The organism is Schaalia sp. lx-100, assembly GCF_021083625.1.
GTDB lineage: Bacteria > Actinomycetota > Actinomycetes > Actinomycetales > Actinomycetaceae > Pauljensenia.
The window spans coordinates 162,900-178,100 of record NZ_JAJNRP010000002.1 but is presented as its reverse complement, the minus strand read 5'-3'; the positions used below and the strand labels follow the sequence as shown (position 1 = coordinate 178,100).

Annotated in this window: 14 protein-coding genes; 6 read left to right on the top strand and 8 right to left on the bottom strand. The window is 47.8% G+C overall.

Features of this window, described 5'->3' with window-relative positions; translation table 11 throughout:
• Positions 1 to 39 precede the first annotated feature (39 nt).
• Positions 40 to 501: a DUF6912 family protein gene (locus LRP54_RS02245; protein WP_231204750.1), complete on the bottom strand. Its 462-nt coding sequence runs from the start codon at positions 499 to 501 to the stop codon at positions 40 to 42.
• Between the two features lie 257 nt (positions 502 to 758).
• On the opposite strand from LRP54_RS02245, the gene LRP54_RS08465 reads away from it, so the two are divergent.
• The 5 genes from LRP54_RS08465 (at position 759) to LRP54_RS02220 (ending at position 5,924) form a co-directional block, all read left to right on the top strand.
• A complete protein-coding gene (locus LRP54_RS08465; protein WP_231204748.1) occupies positions 759 to 2,129 on the top strand; it encodes an ABC transporter permease in 1,371 nt (456 codons plus the stop codon).
• Positions 2,126 to 3,370, top strand: a complete 1,245-nt coding sequence (locus tag LRP54_RS02235) for an ABC transporter permease (protein WP_231204746.1) — start codon at positions 2,126 to 2,128, stop codon at positions 3,368 to 3,370. Before LRP54_RS08465 ends, LRP54_RS02235 begins: the two co-directional genes overlap by 4 nt.
• A gap of 11 nt (positions 3,371 to 3,381) precedes the next feature.
• Positions 3,382 to 4,011, top strand: a complete 630-nt coding sequence (locus LRP54_RS02230) for an ABC transporter ATP-binding protein (RefSeq protein ID WP_231204743.1) — start codon at positions 3,382 to 3,384, stop codon at positions 4,009 to 4,011.
• A 207-nt stretch (positions 4,012 to 4,218) separates the two neighbouring features.
• Positions 4,219 to 5,007, top strand: a complete 789-nt coding sequence (locus LRP54_RS02225) for an alpha/beta fold hydrolase (RefSeq protein ID WP_231234808.1) — start codon at positions 4,219 to 4,221, stop codon at positions 5,005 to 5,007.
• Between the two features lie 5 nt (positions 5,008 to 5,012).
• On the top strand, positions 5,013 to 5,924 hold the full coding sequence (locus LRP54_RS02220; RefSeq protein WP_231204739.1) for an alpha/beta hydrolase fold domain-containing protein: 912 nt from the start codon (positions 5,013 to 5,015) through the stop codon (positions 5,922 to 5,924).
• Between the two features lie 211 nt (positions 5,925 to 6,135).
• On the opposite strand, the gene LRP54_RS02215 is transcribed toward LRP54_RS02220, so the two are convergent.
• The 7 genes from LRP54_RS02215 to LRP54_RS02185 form a co-directional block, all read right to left on the bottom strand.
• Entirely contained in the window at positions 6,136 to 6,828 is a 693-nt protein-coding gene (locus LRP54_RS02215) for an N-acetylmannosamine-6-phosphate 2-epimerase (protein ID WP_231204737.1), read from the bottom strand.
• Entirely contained in the window at positions 6,819 to 7,703 is an 885-nt protein-coding gene (locus LRP54_RS02210) for an ROK family protein (RefSeq protein ID WP_231204735.1), read from the bottom strand. Before LRP54_RS02210 ends, LRP54_RS02215 begins: the two co-directional genes overlap by 10 nt.
• Positions 7,704 to 7,705: 2 nt before the next feature.
• Positions 7,706 to 8,629 carry a dihydrodipicolinate synthase family protein gene (locus tag LRP54_RS02205; RefSeq protein ID WP_231204733.1) on the bottom strand — a complete coding sequence of 308 codons (924 nt, stop codon included), beginning with the start codon at positions 8,627 to 8,629 and terminating at the stop codon, positions 7,706 to 7,708.
• A 10-nt stretch (positions 8,630 to 8,639) separates the two neighbouring features.
• The gene (locus LRP54_RS02200; RefSeq protein WP_231204731.1) at positions 8,640 to 9,446 is read right to left on the bottom strand and encodes an ABC transporter ATP-binding protein; all 807 of its coding nucleotides are present in this window, start codon (positions 9,444 to 9,446) and stop codon (positions 8,640 to 8,642) included.
• Positions 9,443 to 11,485, bottom strand: coding sequence for a dipeptide/oligopeptide/nickel ABC transporter permease/ATP-binding protein (locus LRP54_RS02195; RefSeq protein WP_231234807.1), 2,043 nt, complete (start codon positions 11,483 to 11,485; stop codon positions 9,443 to 9,445). Before LRP54_RS02195 ends, LRP54_RS02200 begins: the two co-directional genes overlap by 4 nt.
• Before the next feature lie 3 nt (positions 11,486 to 11,488).
• Positions 11,489 to 12,436 (bottom strand): ABC transporter permease, encoded by a 948-nt coding sequence (locus LRP54_RS02190; protein WP_231204727.1) that lies wholly within the window; start codon positions 12,434 to 12,436, stop codon positions 11,489 to 11,491.
• 98 nt (positions 12,437 to 12,534) lie between these two features.
• Positions 12,535 to 14,121: an ABC transporter substrate-binding protein gene (locus tag LRP54_RS02185; RefSeq protein WP_231204725.1), complete on the bottom strand. Its 1,587-nt coding sequence runs from the start codon at positions 14,119 to 14,121 to the stop codon at positions 12,535 to 12,537.
• A 196-nt stretch (positions 14,122 to 14,317) separates the two neighbouring features.
• Between LRP54_RS02185 and LRP54_RS02180 the strand changes: the two genes are divergently transcribed.
• Positions 14,318 to 15,076 (top strand): FadR/GntR family transcriptional regulator, encoded by a 759-nt coding sequence (locus tag LRP54_RS02180; RefSeq protein ID WP_231204723.1) that lies wholly within the window; start codon positions 14,318 to 14,320, stop codon positions 15,074 to 15,076.
• The last annotated feature ends 125 nt before the right edge of the window (positions 15,077 to 15,201 follow it).

The window sequence follows — 15,201 nt, the reverse complement described above, 5'->3', positions numbered from 1 at the left end:
CAGTATCAGTCGTGTTGTTTTATTACTCACGTACCTTTACTATCCGTGCAGCTTTCCAGCCAGTACAAGGCGTTCTTCCGCGTCATACCATTCCAAGCTTTCATCCCATAATGCAGCTATAGCCTCATCAGCTTGTTCTTGTTCCTCAGCTTCAATGACAGCACGCACTGCAGGTTCTGATTCTTCTCCATCAATAAGAATCGCTGCAATTTTCCCATGTGTACAATCCACATCAGGAATAGCTATTACGCCTTCACTCGACAGATTCGCCGCCCACGAGTCATCAACATCAAGAGCAACTACTATACGTCGCAAAGCATTCCCCTGATTTTCACGTAACAATATCAATGAATCCAAAGCTGCTTCAGTCTGAGCATCGTCTTCTAAAAGCTCTCGTTCTTCCCCATTCAGCCCCAAGGGTGGCCGCGCTGTCCAGCATCTCCGACGAGGAAGTACATCAAGTGACAATTCCGTTGAAATAAGGGGCAAATACACGCGCATACACCTAGTGTCCCACATTTAATGCCCAAAGAAATATCCGCATACAAGAAAATGAAAGACATACCCCATCACAGTCATATGCCCTCACAAATACACGCTTTCACATACCCTTCACAATCACCAGCGAAGAATCAGCCATCATTTACTTACCATACACAGAAAGTTCAGGAAACCTTCAGCTTGTACTTCTACGCTCTACAGTCGAATACACCGAAACCCTATTTGACTGCAATCATTGCCACCTTCAAGGAGGAACTGTGACATTTTTCGGCCGCGCACTGCGGTATGTAATCCGAAAATATATAAAAACGATAATTGTCCTTTTTATTTGCACAATCATTAGCACACTACTCATCGTCTCTTTCAGCGTAGAGCAAGCAACACATGCTGCCGCTTCCCACGTACAGACACACATAGGTGCAGGTTTTTCTTTAGGAAATAACCTCCAAAATAATCTAGGCACAACACGAGGAGCTGGCGTCGTCACAAAAGCAGATATCGACAAAATTGCCGCTCTCACAGAGATTTCCTCCTACAATGCACGCCAGTTCTCACTTGCAGACCCCGTAAATGCCGAAATCCTCAAAATCGAAGGAGGCGATTACTACCATCCCGATGAGGAAGAAAAATTTGGAAACGCCCTCGATGTAGAAGGAATGAATGATTCCTCTGCGTATTCTCCTTTCCGTTCCAACACTTTAAAACTCATTGAAGGCAAGCACATCACCGACAGTGATAGTCACACCAGCGTCATTCATCAGGATTTCGCTCATAAAAATAATCTCCATATCGGCAGCACGCTCACCTTAAAAACAAATGTGTACGACCCCGATAATCGCTTTCATCATCAAGCTGAAGTCGCCACAACAGTAATCGGAATCTTTGAAGGAAATAACCCTCAACGAGCTTCAGCGCGCTCTGAACTTACAAGCAATATTTTGCTGACAGACCTGACAACCACACGCGAACTCAATGGGACAAACAGCGAAAACGAGATCTACCATGACGCAAGTTTCACAATAGGTGAAAACGCTGATCTTGATGCCGTCATGAAAAAAGTATCCACTTTAGATATTGATTGGAAAAAATTCAGCATATCGAAAAATAGTCAATATTTTGCTGGTATTAATACGGCTATAACTGGAATACATACAATTATCCGCACAACTTTGATTGTCATATTCATATTCAGCACAATTATTCTTTCACTTGTTCTTTTCCTCTGGATGAATGAACGCAAAAAAGAAACCGGAGTTTTTCTTTCTCTTGGCCTAAGCAAATTCAGTATTTTCATACAACATATGACTGAACTTATTGTTATTGTCATACCCTCATTGCTTATTTCATATGTCATATCAACAAAAATTGCTCAAAATATAGGAGATTCTGTCCTCGCCCAAGCAAATAAATCCGCGCTTCGTTCTATTTCACGTATGGGGCAAATAGGCGCTGATATTGAATCGTCCACAATATTACGCACCCTCGACACTTTACAGGTGAATATCAGCGCTTCAGCATTCACAATTGCAGGAATATGCACATTAGCCGTCATCATGATCTGCGTCTTTATTTCCTCAACTCCCATGCTGCGCACTGTGCCACGTCAACTTTTAGGAACACATTCATGAGCCAATCTGCCAATTATGAGGGTATGAACCTCAGCCGACGCGCATATTATGCGCTGACCCGACGTAAGACCCGCAGTTTGCTCCTTTTCTTCGTTTTAAGCAGCGTACTCACTTTACTTGTAATACACGCAGGGATTTCCTCAACAATCCATCATGCGCAGCAGGTAATTTCATCCAACATTGGTGCTACTTTTGCTGCTTTTCCTCAATCTGATGACAGCGAATTAGATCTAAGTACAGCGGAAAAAATCGGAAACATTTCTCACGTTAAAGATCAGGCTTACGAAAAATACGGAATCGCTGAACCCATCGGAGCGCAGGTCATCACACGTGCTTCCTCTGTTATCACTGAAGAAACACTCAATAAACAAGCCACATTCGTGGGAACAACGTCTTCAGCACTTCACCCTCATTTTACTTCCCTTATTCTCTCACTCACTGCCGGTAAACATCTACACAATGAAGATTCGGGAGCACTGATCCACTGTACTTTCGCAGAAAAAAATCAGCTAAAAATCGGTGACACTGTGCGTCTCACATATGAAGGAGTCATGAGGGAAATTCCCATCAAAGGAATCTTTTGTGGGCAACTCAAAGAAGCAGGGACCCTGCCCGCCGAATATGTTGAAAATCTTATTTTCACAGATCTTCACTCGGCACAAGCACTCTCTCACACTCAAAATTTAACTTCTGCACGTTACCTAGTAAATAATGCTGATTCCCTTAGTGAAGCTGTGAAAAAAGCCCAAGAAATTGCTCCAGAGAGCACTATCGCTGACAATTCCACAGAATTTGTGTCCATACTGGATACCCTTACATCGATCCAGTCGATTATCCATATGCTTTTAACAGGAACTGTTTTAGCGGCTATTTCATTACTTACACTTATCCTCATTTTTTGGGCGCGAGGCCGAATACGTGAAATAGGGATACTCCTAGCAATAGGAACAACAAAAATACGCATCATCATGCAATACGTATATGAAGTCTCTATCCTTTACGCCCTCGCAAGCGCATTGTCACTCATATGCGGCTTAACACTCACCTCAACATTGAGCACATGGATACTTGATGCCCTTGGCGATACTTCACTTCCTCACAGCGGCAGCCACCCATTCAGCCTCATATATCTCCTGAGTGCTTATGGGCTGGGGATTTGTGTTCTTTTTATTGCTTTAATCATTTCTTTAGTCCCATTATTTCGACGTAGCCCTCGTTCCATTTTGAATACACTCAGTTAGAAAGAAAAAATATGTCACTCCTTAAATTAGAAAAAGTCTCATACTCTTATACATCACAAGCCGAAAACATACTGAATAATGTTTCCTATACTTTCGAACCAGAAACCCTGTATTCAATTGTCGGAAAATCAGGCTCAGGAAAATCCACTCTATTAAATATATTAGCCGGCCTTGATACACCCACTTCCGGCAATGTCCTCTTTCAATCAGAAGATATTAAAACAAAAGGATATTCACATCATCGGCGGCAAAATGTTGCTCTAATCTTTCAGAACTATAACCTCATTGATTATTTAACACCTTTAGAAAATCTACGTTTAGTCAATAGGAAGGCGAAGGCTTCCGTATTGCTTGATCTTGGCCTGAGTGAAACAGAAATTCACCGCAACGTGCTTCAACTTTCCGGTGGGCAACAACAACGTGTTGCTATAGGACGCGCTCTAGTTTCGCCAGCTCCTATTATTTTGGCCGATGAACCAACTGGAAATCTGGATGCTGACACAGCTGCCGAAGTAAGCAGTATCTTACGCGCAGTTGCTCACGAAAAAGGCAAATGCGTCATCGTTGTTACTCATTCACAAAAAATAGCCGCCCAAGCAGATATTCGCCTTCGACTCACACGAGGCCGCTTAAAAGAATAATTAGGCATTTTTGGCGAATTATTGTGAAGGCCTTCTCCTGCCTTTCCTCATAGGAGGAGGCCTTTCATGGGATAGCGGTGAATCCCTCAAAAAATACTCTCACCATTACAACGCTTCAGGGAGAAAATCCTCTCTCAAGTGCAAGAAATTTATCTGACAAGTTGATACGATCAGCAGGTGATGTCACACATGTGTGCAAACGAAACCATGCTCAATACTCATATAAGCGGCCCAGCACAGGCTCCGCTTATTGTTTTATGTCACGGAGTCACTGATTCAGCAGCCTCGCTCGCCGATCTCATTACTCGTCTTTCTCAGCATTTCCGCCTTGCTGCAATCGACACTCTCGGACACGGCCTCTCGCCACGCCTATCCTCTACCGATAAGCACAATCCTTTCCCTGCCTGCTCCGCTGCTTTAGAACATACAGTTGAACACCTCGTTCACCTGTACGGACCAGCCTGCGGAATCGGTCATTCTATGGGTGGCGCTTTGCTGACACAGCTCGCATACACGCGCCCTGACCTGCTGCGCGCGTGTATCGCAGAAGACCCCGCGTGGCTGACCATCGAACTTGCTCAGTACTATAAGCAGTGGGGTCCTCAAGAGGCTCAGCGTCTCCTCCACCTGCGTGAACAGCCATGCGATGCCCTCACAAGCAACCGCATGGATTACCCCACATGGCCAGATTCAGAACGTTTACCGTGGCTGCAAGCTAAATATGACGTTGATATGAATATCCTTCACGCAGGAATTGTTGGCTTGACTGAGCCATGGATAGATGTTTTGCCTCAACTACGCGTTCCTTTCCTTGTGATTACATCCGATGGCGCAGATGTCCTCCTTGGATCTGATGGTATTTCCCGCATTGATTCGGCTGGTAACCCTCTTATTTCCTCGCATCTGATCGCCGGGGCACGTCACTGTGTTCGCCGCGAAAACCCTGCTGCTTTCCACGAAGCTATTTCCCCATTTCTCCACACATATACGAGGTAACACCAATGAGTCACATGTTTTTAGATCCCGAGGTATGCGATGCTTTACGAGGCCCTCTTTTTCCTCAGTGGGATCTTGAAGGAATACGGAACCGTGCAGAACAAGCTCGACAAGCTCAAATTGTTGATGTGCCGGGAGCCCGTTTAGAAGTTACTTCTTTTCCTGCAGAAAATGGTCCCCAAGAAATACGTCTGTGGCGCCCTCGTGAAAATACTCCTCGCGCTGTCATTTTTGCCATCCACGGAGGTGGATACACTGCTGGAACCGCTGAACTTGACGATCTGCGTAATGCTGAAATCGCCGATCACCTTAATGTACTCGTCATTTCACCTGAGTATCGTTTAGCCCCTGAGTTTCCTTTCCCTGCAGGCCCCCGTGACTGTTTAGCTGCTCTAGAATGGTCACTTCAGCTTCCTGAAACAGAAAATATCCCAATCTTTTTATACGGTGATTCTGCAGGCGCAGGCCTCGTAGAAACAGTCCTCGTGTGGCATATGGAAAAGCACGGGCGCCGTATCGAAGGCATTATCATGTTGGAACCGGATATTGATCCGACAATGTCTTCTCTTTCGATGAGTACCCAAGCTCATGCGCCTATGTGGAATCGCGAAAAAACAGAAGCTTCGTGGGCTTGCTATTTAGATGGTCGTTCACCGGATATTTTGCCTCGCTTATTGCCTTTTGCTGATTCCCCTGATTTTCCTCGAGTCGTTACTTTTATTAATCCGGTAGATCCTTTACGTGATGAGGGTTTTGAATGGACTCGCGCTTTGGTTGAAGCAGGAGTTTGCGCAGAACTCCACCTGATGCCAGGGACGTATCATGGGACCTTATCGATCTCTGGCACAACTGTGTGGCGCAGGGTTCAACAGATTATCGCGGATTTCCTTGTCGGTTCACGAGAACGCTTTGAATAAAGAATTTTTGTGAGTTCACATGGAACCCAGATGAACATGACACAGAGCTTCATTCTCTTGTCAGAATAAAAGAGTGTGGCCGCAGGGATTTAATCCTTGCGGCCACAGCCTCAGATATTCATGAGGTACCACGTTTTGATCGCATGAGCACGTAATACCATTTAAGCGATCACAGGCACAGGAAGATGCTTATGTTCTTCCCTTCCCGGGATCAGTGTCCTGGAATTTGTGGAACAACGCCGGTGGCTGCACCCACAAACCAAGAGGTAATAGTTGTCGGATGTGTAATAGCTGTACCAACCACCACTGACCAGGCACCTGCTGCAATCGCTGCCTGCGCATCTTGTGGAGTATGAATACGCCCCTCACAGATCACCGGACGATCAAAAGCGGCAACAAATTCGCGCAGAAGCTCTAAATCAGGGCCATCTGTTTTTGGTCGCTCGCCCGAGTAGCCTGCCAAAGTTGTCGACAAAATATCTGCTCCAGCCTCGTAAGCCATCTGCGCATCATCAAAAGACCCACAATCAGCCATCACGAGGACATCTTCGGCATGTAGTGCTTCAACAACCTGTGCAAAAGAACGACCATCAGGACGAGGACGTCGCGTTGCATCAATAGCAACAATGTCAGCACCCGCTAAAGAACACGCCCGAGCGTGACGCAATGTAGGTGTGATGTATACGCCTGAGTCGCCTTCTTTCCACAAACCAATGACAGGTACTTTTACCTGACCTTTGATGGCAGAAATATCTGCTAATCCCTGACAGCGGATAGCAGCAGCACCACCGATCTCGGCGGCACGCGCAATCTGAGCCATCGTTTCCGGGTGTCGCATAGGCTCGCCCGGGTAGGCTTGGACGGAAACAATCAGTTTCCCTTTCAAAGATTCAATTATTGCCATTCTTTTCTCCATTGCATGGCAGCTCCGATCAGCGGAGCATCATCACCTAAAGTTCCCAGAACAATCGGTGTTTCACGAACCAAATTCATCGCTGAGGAAGCATAACCTTGGGCGAGGGAATCCCACCAGCCTTTCCCTGAACGGGTCATAGAGCCAGATAGAACAAATACCGCTGGGTCCATCACATTCGCTACAGATCCCAGTACCTCGCCAAGACCGCGCGCAGAACCATAAAGAACATCCACCGCGTTTTGCTCACCAGCTTGGGCGCGTCGATCAATTTCACGACCATCACACCGTTCACCAGTAAGCGCCTCATAGCGATCCATTACCCCAGAACCAGAGGCTAAAGGCTCTACATGGCCGCTACGACCACACGAACATTCAAGCCCTTCAGCATACGAGGTGGATATATGCCCAATGTGTCCTGCTAAAGCGTGTGCGCCACGTTGGATGCAACCATTGTCAATGAAGGCTCCACCAATCCCGGTTCCTACAGCGACAGTCAGACATGAGGAATACCCACGACCTGCGCCACATAAGGCCTCACCCATACCGTGAGCATGCACATCACCAAGGACTGTTACTTTTACACCTGATGCTTCACGTAAAGCACCAGCTACATCTGTTCCAGCCCAGCCGGGTAAAAGTGACGTCGCTGAGATAACTTTTCCTTCAGAGACAACACCCGCGCATGCGACACCGATGCCGTCATAACCACTCAGAACCTCACTGGCCCTCACAACGACGCTCAGAACATGCTGAGCGCCTTTGTGAGCTTCAGTAGGAAAGGTAACCGTTTCTTGTACTTGGTCACCTTCTACAAGGCCGGCACGAATTTTTGTTCCACCGATGTCGATAGACAAGAGCGCCATTTTTATGCCTCAAGTAAACCCGCGCGTACCAAAATCTGGCGCACAGTTTCACGATCTGCTTCACCAAGTCGCTGAACTGGCTCTGGCATCTGATTTGTCTCATGCACACCAAGCAGTTCCAGCGCAGTCTTGAAGCCACCCACACCGGCACCGTAGCCAGTGATACCGGTAGCTGCAAAAACCAATGTCATCAGATCAGCCAGACGATCCTGTTCTTTACGTACTGCTTCCCAATCACCTGCTTGGTAAGCATTCCATTGACGAACATAGCCGTGCGGATCAACGTTACCTAAACCAGGAACACAACCATCAGCACCTGACATATATGCACCATCAACAACGACCTCATGGCCTGTAAATAGTTGCAATGGGTGTCCCGCTTCTTTGTTACGCATTGCAAGGAAACGGAAAGAGACATCATCACCTGATGAGTCCTTCACACCTTGAATTACACCGTCTTGACCTAAACGGATCAGCATGTCAACAGGTAGCTTCACATGGACGCATACCGGAAGATCATACGCGTAAATTGGCAGTTCTGTTTTTTCACGCAGTACACGGAAATGACGTTCAACTTGTGGCATACCAGCTAAAGCATAGAAGGGAGCTGTCGATACAATGCCATCTACACCACAGCTTTCAGCTACTTTGACGTGTTCGAGTACACGGGGAGTTTGCGTATCGATGACACCTGCAAGAATCGGTAGGCGACCATCGACAATACGCACTGTTGTTTCCATGATTTCGCGGCGAAGCTCATCGGTATTAAAAACAACTTCACCGGATGAACCCAAGATGAATAGACCGTGGACACCCGCCTCAATCATTCGTTCGATATTACGTTCGTGGGAGGCTACGTCGAAACGACGATCCTCAGTTAAAGGTGTGACAACTGGAGGAATAATCCCTCGAAAAACGGTGGACATAGGAAACCTTTCAGATAGCGGGATGCAGGAGCGAAGGAGCTGCTCCTAATAATGTACGGGTGTAGTCATTCGTTGGTGAGTTCAAGATATCCTGAGCTGGGCCTTCTTCAATTACTTTCCCAGCATTCATCACAGCAATACGGTCAGAAACATATCGCACTGTTTGAATGTCGTGAGAAATAAAGACCATTGCTAGTCCAAGTTCATCTTTCAGATCTGTCAACAAATTAAGGATCTGCGCGCGCACAGACACGTCTAAAGCAGATGTAGGTTCGTCAGCGATAATTGCGTCAGGGCCAATGGATAAAGCTCGCGCGATGGCAACACGTTGACGTTGTCCACCAGAGAGCTGTCCCGGCAAAGCTTCTAATGCAGAATCAGGTAAACCAACCATCGCAATGAGGTCACGTACACGTGCTTCACGTGATTCTTTTGTTCCTACTTTATGGACTAAAAGAGGATCAAGGAGCTGTTCACGAACCATCATACGCGCGTTGAGTGCGGTGGCAGGATCTTGAAATACGACAGAGACAACGCGACCAATACGGCGACGATCAGCAGCTGTACGTTTAGTGACTTCCACGCCTTTGAAAAATACTCTGCCTGATGAAGGCGTACGCAGACCGCACATCACATTGGCAGTTGTTGATTTTCCGCACCCGGATTCACCGACGATACCAATGGTTTGTCCCGGCAAAAGCCGCATGGATACACCATCAACTGCATGTACTTTATTTGGTTGGAAAAGTTTTCCTGTACGAGAGGTGTAGGTCACCCTCACATCATCGAGTTCAATAATTGGGGTTACGTCGCTCATTGGTCTTTCTCCTGACCTTCACGGTTGCTCAGAACTTCCGCTACTGGCATCAGCACATTACCGTCATCATCCACTGCACTGGCGTAGTAGTGGTCTGTTTGTGGAATATGCAAACGTACAGGCGTTTGATGCAAGCCCACAGTGGGGTGCGATGAACGTGGAACGAAACGGTCCCCTGTGGGGAAGTCCTTTGGTGAAGGCACCGTTCCAGGAACTTGGTGCAGACGTCCACTGGCTGCTTCAATTGACAAAACAGAGCCAAGCAAACCGCGCGTGTATTCATGTACGGGATGGATGAGGAGTTCAGCTGTACTGGCTTGTTCAACGACTTGCCCTGCGTACATTACGGTAATTGCATCGGCCACTTCAGCTTCAAGAGCTAAGTCATGGGAGACAAAAACCATGGCAAATCCAAGTTTATGCCGCAGTGTATTGAGGAGGTCAATCACCTGCTTTTGTACGGTAACGTCAAGAGCAGTTGTCGGCTCATCTGCAATAACGAGGCTGGGGTCACGTGTTAATGCCATAGCGATAAGTACACGCTGACGCTGACCACCGGAAAGCTCATGAGGATATGACTCAAGGGTACGCTTCGGGTCAAGGCCTACCAGCTCAAGCAGTTCTTCGGCGGTACGTGTCCCACCGCGTGAAGTCAGCTGTTTCATTTGGGAACGAATAAGCATGGATGGGTTGAGCGACGACAAAGCATCCTGATAGATCATTGCAAGTTCGTGCCCCAACAATGCTTGCCGTTCTTTGGGTTTCATTGTGAGCAGGTCCTGACCACGGTACAGAATTTGACCGCTGATTTCAGCCTTTGGATCAAGCAAACCCATAATCGCAAGCGAGGTGATGGATTTACCGCATCCTGATTCACCGACCAATCCCATTGTTTGACCGGGGCGCACAGCAAAACTCACGTGGTCAACGACATTGACATCGCCGTGACGTGGGAATTTAATGCACAGGTCTTTCACTTCAAGTAACGGTTCGCCATCGAAAGTTTGATGTGTGCGATCGGTTCGTGTGCCTTCTACTGAACGTAATTGTTGGAGGCGTGCCGACAGCAATTCCCTTTGTGCTTCGTGTGCTGCAACAGGATCGATGAGAAGTCGGTCTGCTTCACGTTCAGAGTCAGAGCGTGGAGCATCTTTCAGTTGCCCGCTGGGGGCTGCCACCATTGCGTCAGTAATACCTTCGGACAAAATATTGAGGCAAAGGACGGTAAGCATAATGGCAATACCTGGGAATAGTGCTTGCCACCATTCACCGCGTAGCACTCCTTGTTGTGCGGCGGAAAGGATATTACCCCACGTGGGAGTGGGTTCTTGTAAGCCTGCACCAATGAATGTCAATGAGGCTTCTAAGATAATGGCATCAGCTACAAGGACAGTAGCAAAAACGAGGACTGGCGCCGCCGTATTACGGATCACGTGTTTGACAAGAATCCAAGGGGCGCGAGCACCGGAAACGATAACTGCGTTCACGTAGTCTTCACCATAGGCGCTTATAACATTGGCGCGAACGATACGTGTCAGCTGTGGAACATAGACAAAAGCAATGGAACAAATAATCACAAAGATCAGTGATTCCGGTGCTTCAGGATTACGGAAGACAAGAACAGCCACAGCAGCCAATGCAATCCCGGGGACAGCCATAATAATGTCCATCACGCGCATAATCGCTTCAGAGAAAGACTTACGTACAACCGCTGCAATTGAGCCGATGACGGCACCAAAGAATAAAGCCAAAGCTGTTGCACACAGGCCTACGGCCATTGAGTAGCGGCCGCCGTAAAGTATACGTGAATAAACGTCACGGCCAAGATTATCTGTACCGAAAATGTATTCAGCACTGGGTGCTTGGGCTTTGATGTCGATAAATTCAGGGTTATGTGTTGCCAGCAATGGTGCAAAAATTGCGCTGAAAACAATGAGGATGAGGAAAAGCAATGCAATCCGTGAGCGGATGCTCATTGCTTTCCAGCGATTCAAACGTACACCCGGTCGGGCAAGAGAGTTGAAAAGTTTTTTACGCATGTGTCACACCGCCCTGATGCGAGGGTTAATAAGGACGTAGAGAAGATCGACAACGATGTTGACGACAATGAATGCCATAGCAACGACGAGGGTCGCACCTTGAACTACTGTGACCCAGTTATTTGTAATACCGTCGATGAGGACTCGTCCCATTCCTTGCAAGCTGAAGATAATTTCAATGATGACGGCACCACCCATAAGGTATCCGACTCGTAAGCCGAGTACGGTGACCGGAGTGATGAGGGCATTGCGTAGAACGTTACGGCTGATGACGATACGACGAGGGATTCCTGCGCCCAGAGCTGTACGAACGTAGTCACGGTCAAGTTCTTCAACCATTGATGTACGCACAACACGTGTGAGCTGACCGATAACGGGAACTGCCAGTGCAAGCGCAGGTAAAAGCATACGGAGGAACCATCCTCCGGGATTATCTGTCAGTGGCGGTAAAGCACCTGAAACTGGAAGTTTCCCAAGGAATATAACGATAAGGAGAATAGCAAGCCAGAATGAGGGGGTAGCGATACAAGCAACTGACAGGATGCGTATTACTTGGTCGGGCCAACGATCGCGGTAGATAGCTGCGATGATGCCCAAGGGGAATGCAACTGCGACAGCGATGAGGAGGCCAAGGAATGTGAGTTGCATTGTGAGGGGCAGCGCTGTTAAAACTTTGTCGGAAACAGACAATGCTGATTTACCGTATACACCAAGATCACCGTGGAGCATTCCGACGATATAACGTCCAAATTGGACATATACGGGATCGTTCAGACCATATAGTTCGCGGTATTCCTGTAGTTGTGCGTCTGAAGCACTTTCACCCAGAGCTGAGTAAGCCGGATCAATGGGTGATAAAGACATGATGACAAAAACCAGGAGGGTGACTCCCAAAATCATCAGTGGTAGGGCGATAAGCCTTCGCCCGATAAGCCTGATGAGGTTATTCACGTGCAGTTCTCCTTTGTACTGGTGAGTCCTGACAAAGAAGGAGGGACGGGAGGTTGTCCCGTCCCTCCTTTTTGTCAAGGTCCGATATGTTCAGACGATTACTCGGTGACTGTGGCACCAAGTAAGCTCAGGCCGGTCATACCGATTGCTTTGAAGTTCTGAACCTTCTGTCCGTTGTAAGCAGTCAAGAGGCTGCGGTGGAAAAGCGGGTAAACCGGTACTTCACGTGAAACGAAGTCAAGAGCTTCATCCCACTTCTTTTGCTGTGCTGCACCTTCGAGGGTGACAGCTTCGTCCATGATGGCTTTGAATGCTTCAAACTTGGTGGGGTCTGAAACCTTCCAGAATGAACGCTTCTGGGTCCATACGTTGTCACCGAGCCACCAGTTCATGAGCAAAGCAGGGTCATTGCCAAAGACGGAAGGATCGCCAGGGGCAACCGCAACATCGTAGGTCGGGTTGTCAACATCCAAGTTGTCAGAGTACAGGGAAGCCGAAGCCAGAGCTTGGAGGTTCACCTTGACACCAATGGCTTCAAGGTCCGACTTGATTTGCGGAGCAAGGTTAGAAACCCATGGGTGATCGGTGGTCAGCAAGGAGATCGACAGATCTTTCACACCGGCTTCTGCAAGCAGTGACTTTGCTTTTTCAACATCGTGGTTGTAGACAACGGCGGCCTTGTGGTAATTCGGGTGATCTTCAGGCAGGAAGGAGCTTGCTGCCACAGCTTCACCTGACATGTTGTTCTTTACGATCTTGTCTAAGTCAAGTGCATAGTGGAATGCTTGACGTACACGAGCATCGTTGAAAGGCGCCTTGCTTGTATTGAAGATCATGAATGCTAAGCCGAAGCCCTTGGCACGATCAACGGTCAAGCCTGAGTTCTTCAGCAGGCTCGCATTGTCGGCAGGAACGCTTTCCATTACGTCAATGGTGCCATCTTGAGCAGCTGTTGTACGAGCGGTGTCGTCTTTCAGCGGCTTCCACACGAGTTTGGCAACAGTGGCAGGACGCGAACCGTTGTAGTGCTCATTTGGAACAGCAGTGATTTCAGTGTCGGTAATGGAATCGTACTTGTATGGACCTGAACCCACAGGCTTCTTGGTCAAATCTTCATCGCTTGCTGAGGTCGGAACAACCTTCACAACAACGAGGCGTTCTTTTGCCAGCGAGAAGGGCGACTTGAGCTTGATGGACACTGTCTTTTCATCTTTAGCGCTCACTGAGTCAATGAAGTTCACCATGCCAGCGTAAATATTGCCGTCAGCAGTGGTTCGCTTGAAAGAGCTCACGAAGTCTTCTGCGGTCACTGGGGTACCATCAGAGAACTTGGCGCCTTCACGAAGCATTACTTCGTATTCGGTGTCGGAGATCTTCTTCAAATCGTCATCGGCAGCAAGGGCTTTGTAGACCTTGCCTGTTGCCAAATCACGTTCCCACAGACCTTCAACTACATGCCAGTTTGTTCCCATAGCAAGGGCTGAGCTTGTGTTGGAGGGGTGATAGTTGGTTGTTTCATAAGCAACACCGGCAGTCAAAGTGCCCACTGGGCCACTGGCAGCACTTTGTGCAGGTGCTGCACTTTGGCTTCCGGATGTGCTTGAAGCTCCTGAGCCACATGCAGACAGAGTCAAAGCGACTGCTGCTACACAGGCTGCGGCGGCGGCGAAACGAGTACGAGACATCGTATTCTCCTCTTTGAGAAATTATTCAGACAACAGATGTCAGACAACTGATATCAGTCGGGATGACTTTTTTATAGTAACCTTATTTTCCAGAGCGCACAATACGTTCGACGAAAACTTCCATACCGTAACCGAATCGTTACCTTACGATCTTTCCTCTACACTGAGCTAAGAACACGTATCATCGAGGAGAAACATGGCCATTCGTTCGGCTCAGCCCTACACATTACTCCCCCGCGAGCTTCCTACTCCCACACTTCTGTCCCGTTCAGAAGTCACAATGGAAGCAATTGAGCACTACATTCTTGAGCACCGTCTCCAACCAGGTGATCCACTACCCACAGAAAGCACTCTCTGTCAGACTCTGGGAGTCTCACGTTCCTCTGTACGCGAAGCACTACGACAGCTCCAAGCACTTGAAATTGTCGAAGTACAACAAGGACGCGGTGTATTCGTTGGCCAAATGACAATGCGCCCCTTAGTCAAATCAATTCTCCTTCGATCTTCTTTAGCCCCTGATTCATTAGAAGCACTACGACAAGTAGTGAAAATACGTGTCATTCTCGACATTGGTATGGCAGATGATATTTGCCAAACTTTCCATGGAACACACGATACGCAGTTGCACGACATCGTTAATACGATGGAAGAAAAAGCGCAGAAAAAACATATGTTCATGGATGAGGATATTGCTTTTCACACAGCACTTGTTTCACAAATCGAAAATCCTCTGGCACATCAATTAACAAACGCCATGTGGATGATTCATATGAGCGCACTTCAATCAATGAGTGAACCACGAGGCGACCTCACACATGCCGCTTTCTCACACCGACGTCTATTGGAAGCAGCTGAACAAGGCGATACCGCCACCTATATTGAAGCCGTCCACGCTCACTATCAGCCAATTCTTGAAGCCCTCGAAGAAGCAGAGGCAACAGATCACCACAACTAATATCACCTCTAGGTGATAGCGCACGCGGGTGCACAGCCGCACACTACCGCAACGCAGTTTCTGCACATCTGACACACGATGTCATATCGACACATAGGTGGGCATCTTCAATCAAGGCAAGCAGA

Coding starts and splice junctions, on each gene's coding strand:
- LRP54_RS02235 (WP_231204746.1), top strand. CDS start 2,126: ATGAGCCAATCTGCCAATTATGAGGGTATGAACCTCAGCCGACGCGCA.
- LRP54_RS02180 (WP_231204723.1), top strand. CDS start 14,318: ATGGCCATTCGTTCGGCTCAGCCCTACACATTACTCCCCCGCGAGCTT.
- LRP54_RS02225 (WP_231234808.1), top strand. CDS start 4,219: ATGCTCAATACTCATATAAGCGGCCCAGCACAGGCTCCGCTTATTGTT.
- LRP54_RS02220 (WP_231204739.1), top strand. CDS start 5,013: ATGAGTCACATGTTTTTAGATCCCGAGGTATGCGATGCTTTACGAGGC.
- LRP54_RS02185 (WP_231204725.1), bottom strand. CDS start 14,121: ATGTCTCGTACTCGTTTCGCCGCCGCCGCAGCCTGTGTAGCAGCAGTC.
- LRP54_RS02200 (WP_231204731.1), bottom strand. CDS start 9,446: ATGAGCGACGTAACCCCAATTATTGAACTCGATGATGTGAGGGTGACC.
- LRP54_RS02245 (WP_231204750.1), bottom strand. CDS start 501: ATGCGCGTGTATTTGCCCCTTATTTCAACGGAATTGTCACTTGATGTA.
- LRP54_RS02230 (WP_231204743.1), top strand. CDS start 3,382: ATGTCACTCCTTAAATTAGAAAAAGTCTCATACTCTTATACATCACAA.
- LRP54_RS02205 (WP_231204733.1), bottom strand. CDS start 8,629: ATGTCCACCGTTTTTCGAGGGATTATTCCTCCAGTTGTCACACCTTTA.
- LRP54_RS02215 (WP_231204737.1), bottom strand. CDS start 6,828: ATGGCAATAATTGAATCTTTGAAAGGGAAACTGATTGTTTCCGTCCAA.
- LRP54_RS02195 (WP_231234807.1), bottom strand. CDS start 11,485: ATGCGTAAAAAACTTTTCAACTCTCTTGCCCGACCGGGTGTACGTTTG.
- LRP54_RS02210 (WP_231204735.1), bottom strand. CDS start 7,703: ATGGCGCTCTTGTCTATCGACATCGGTGGAACAAAAATTCGTGCCGGC.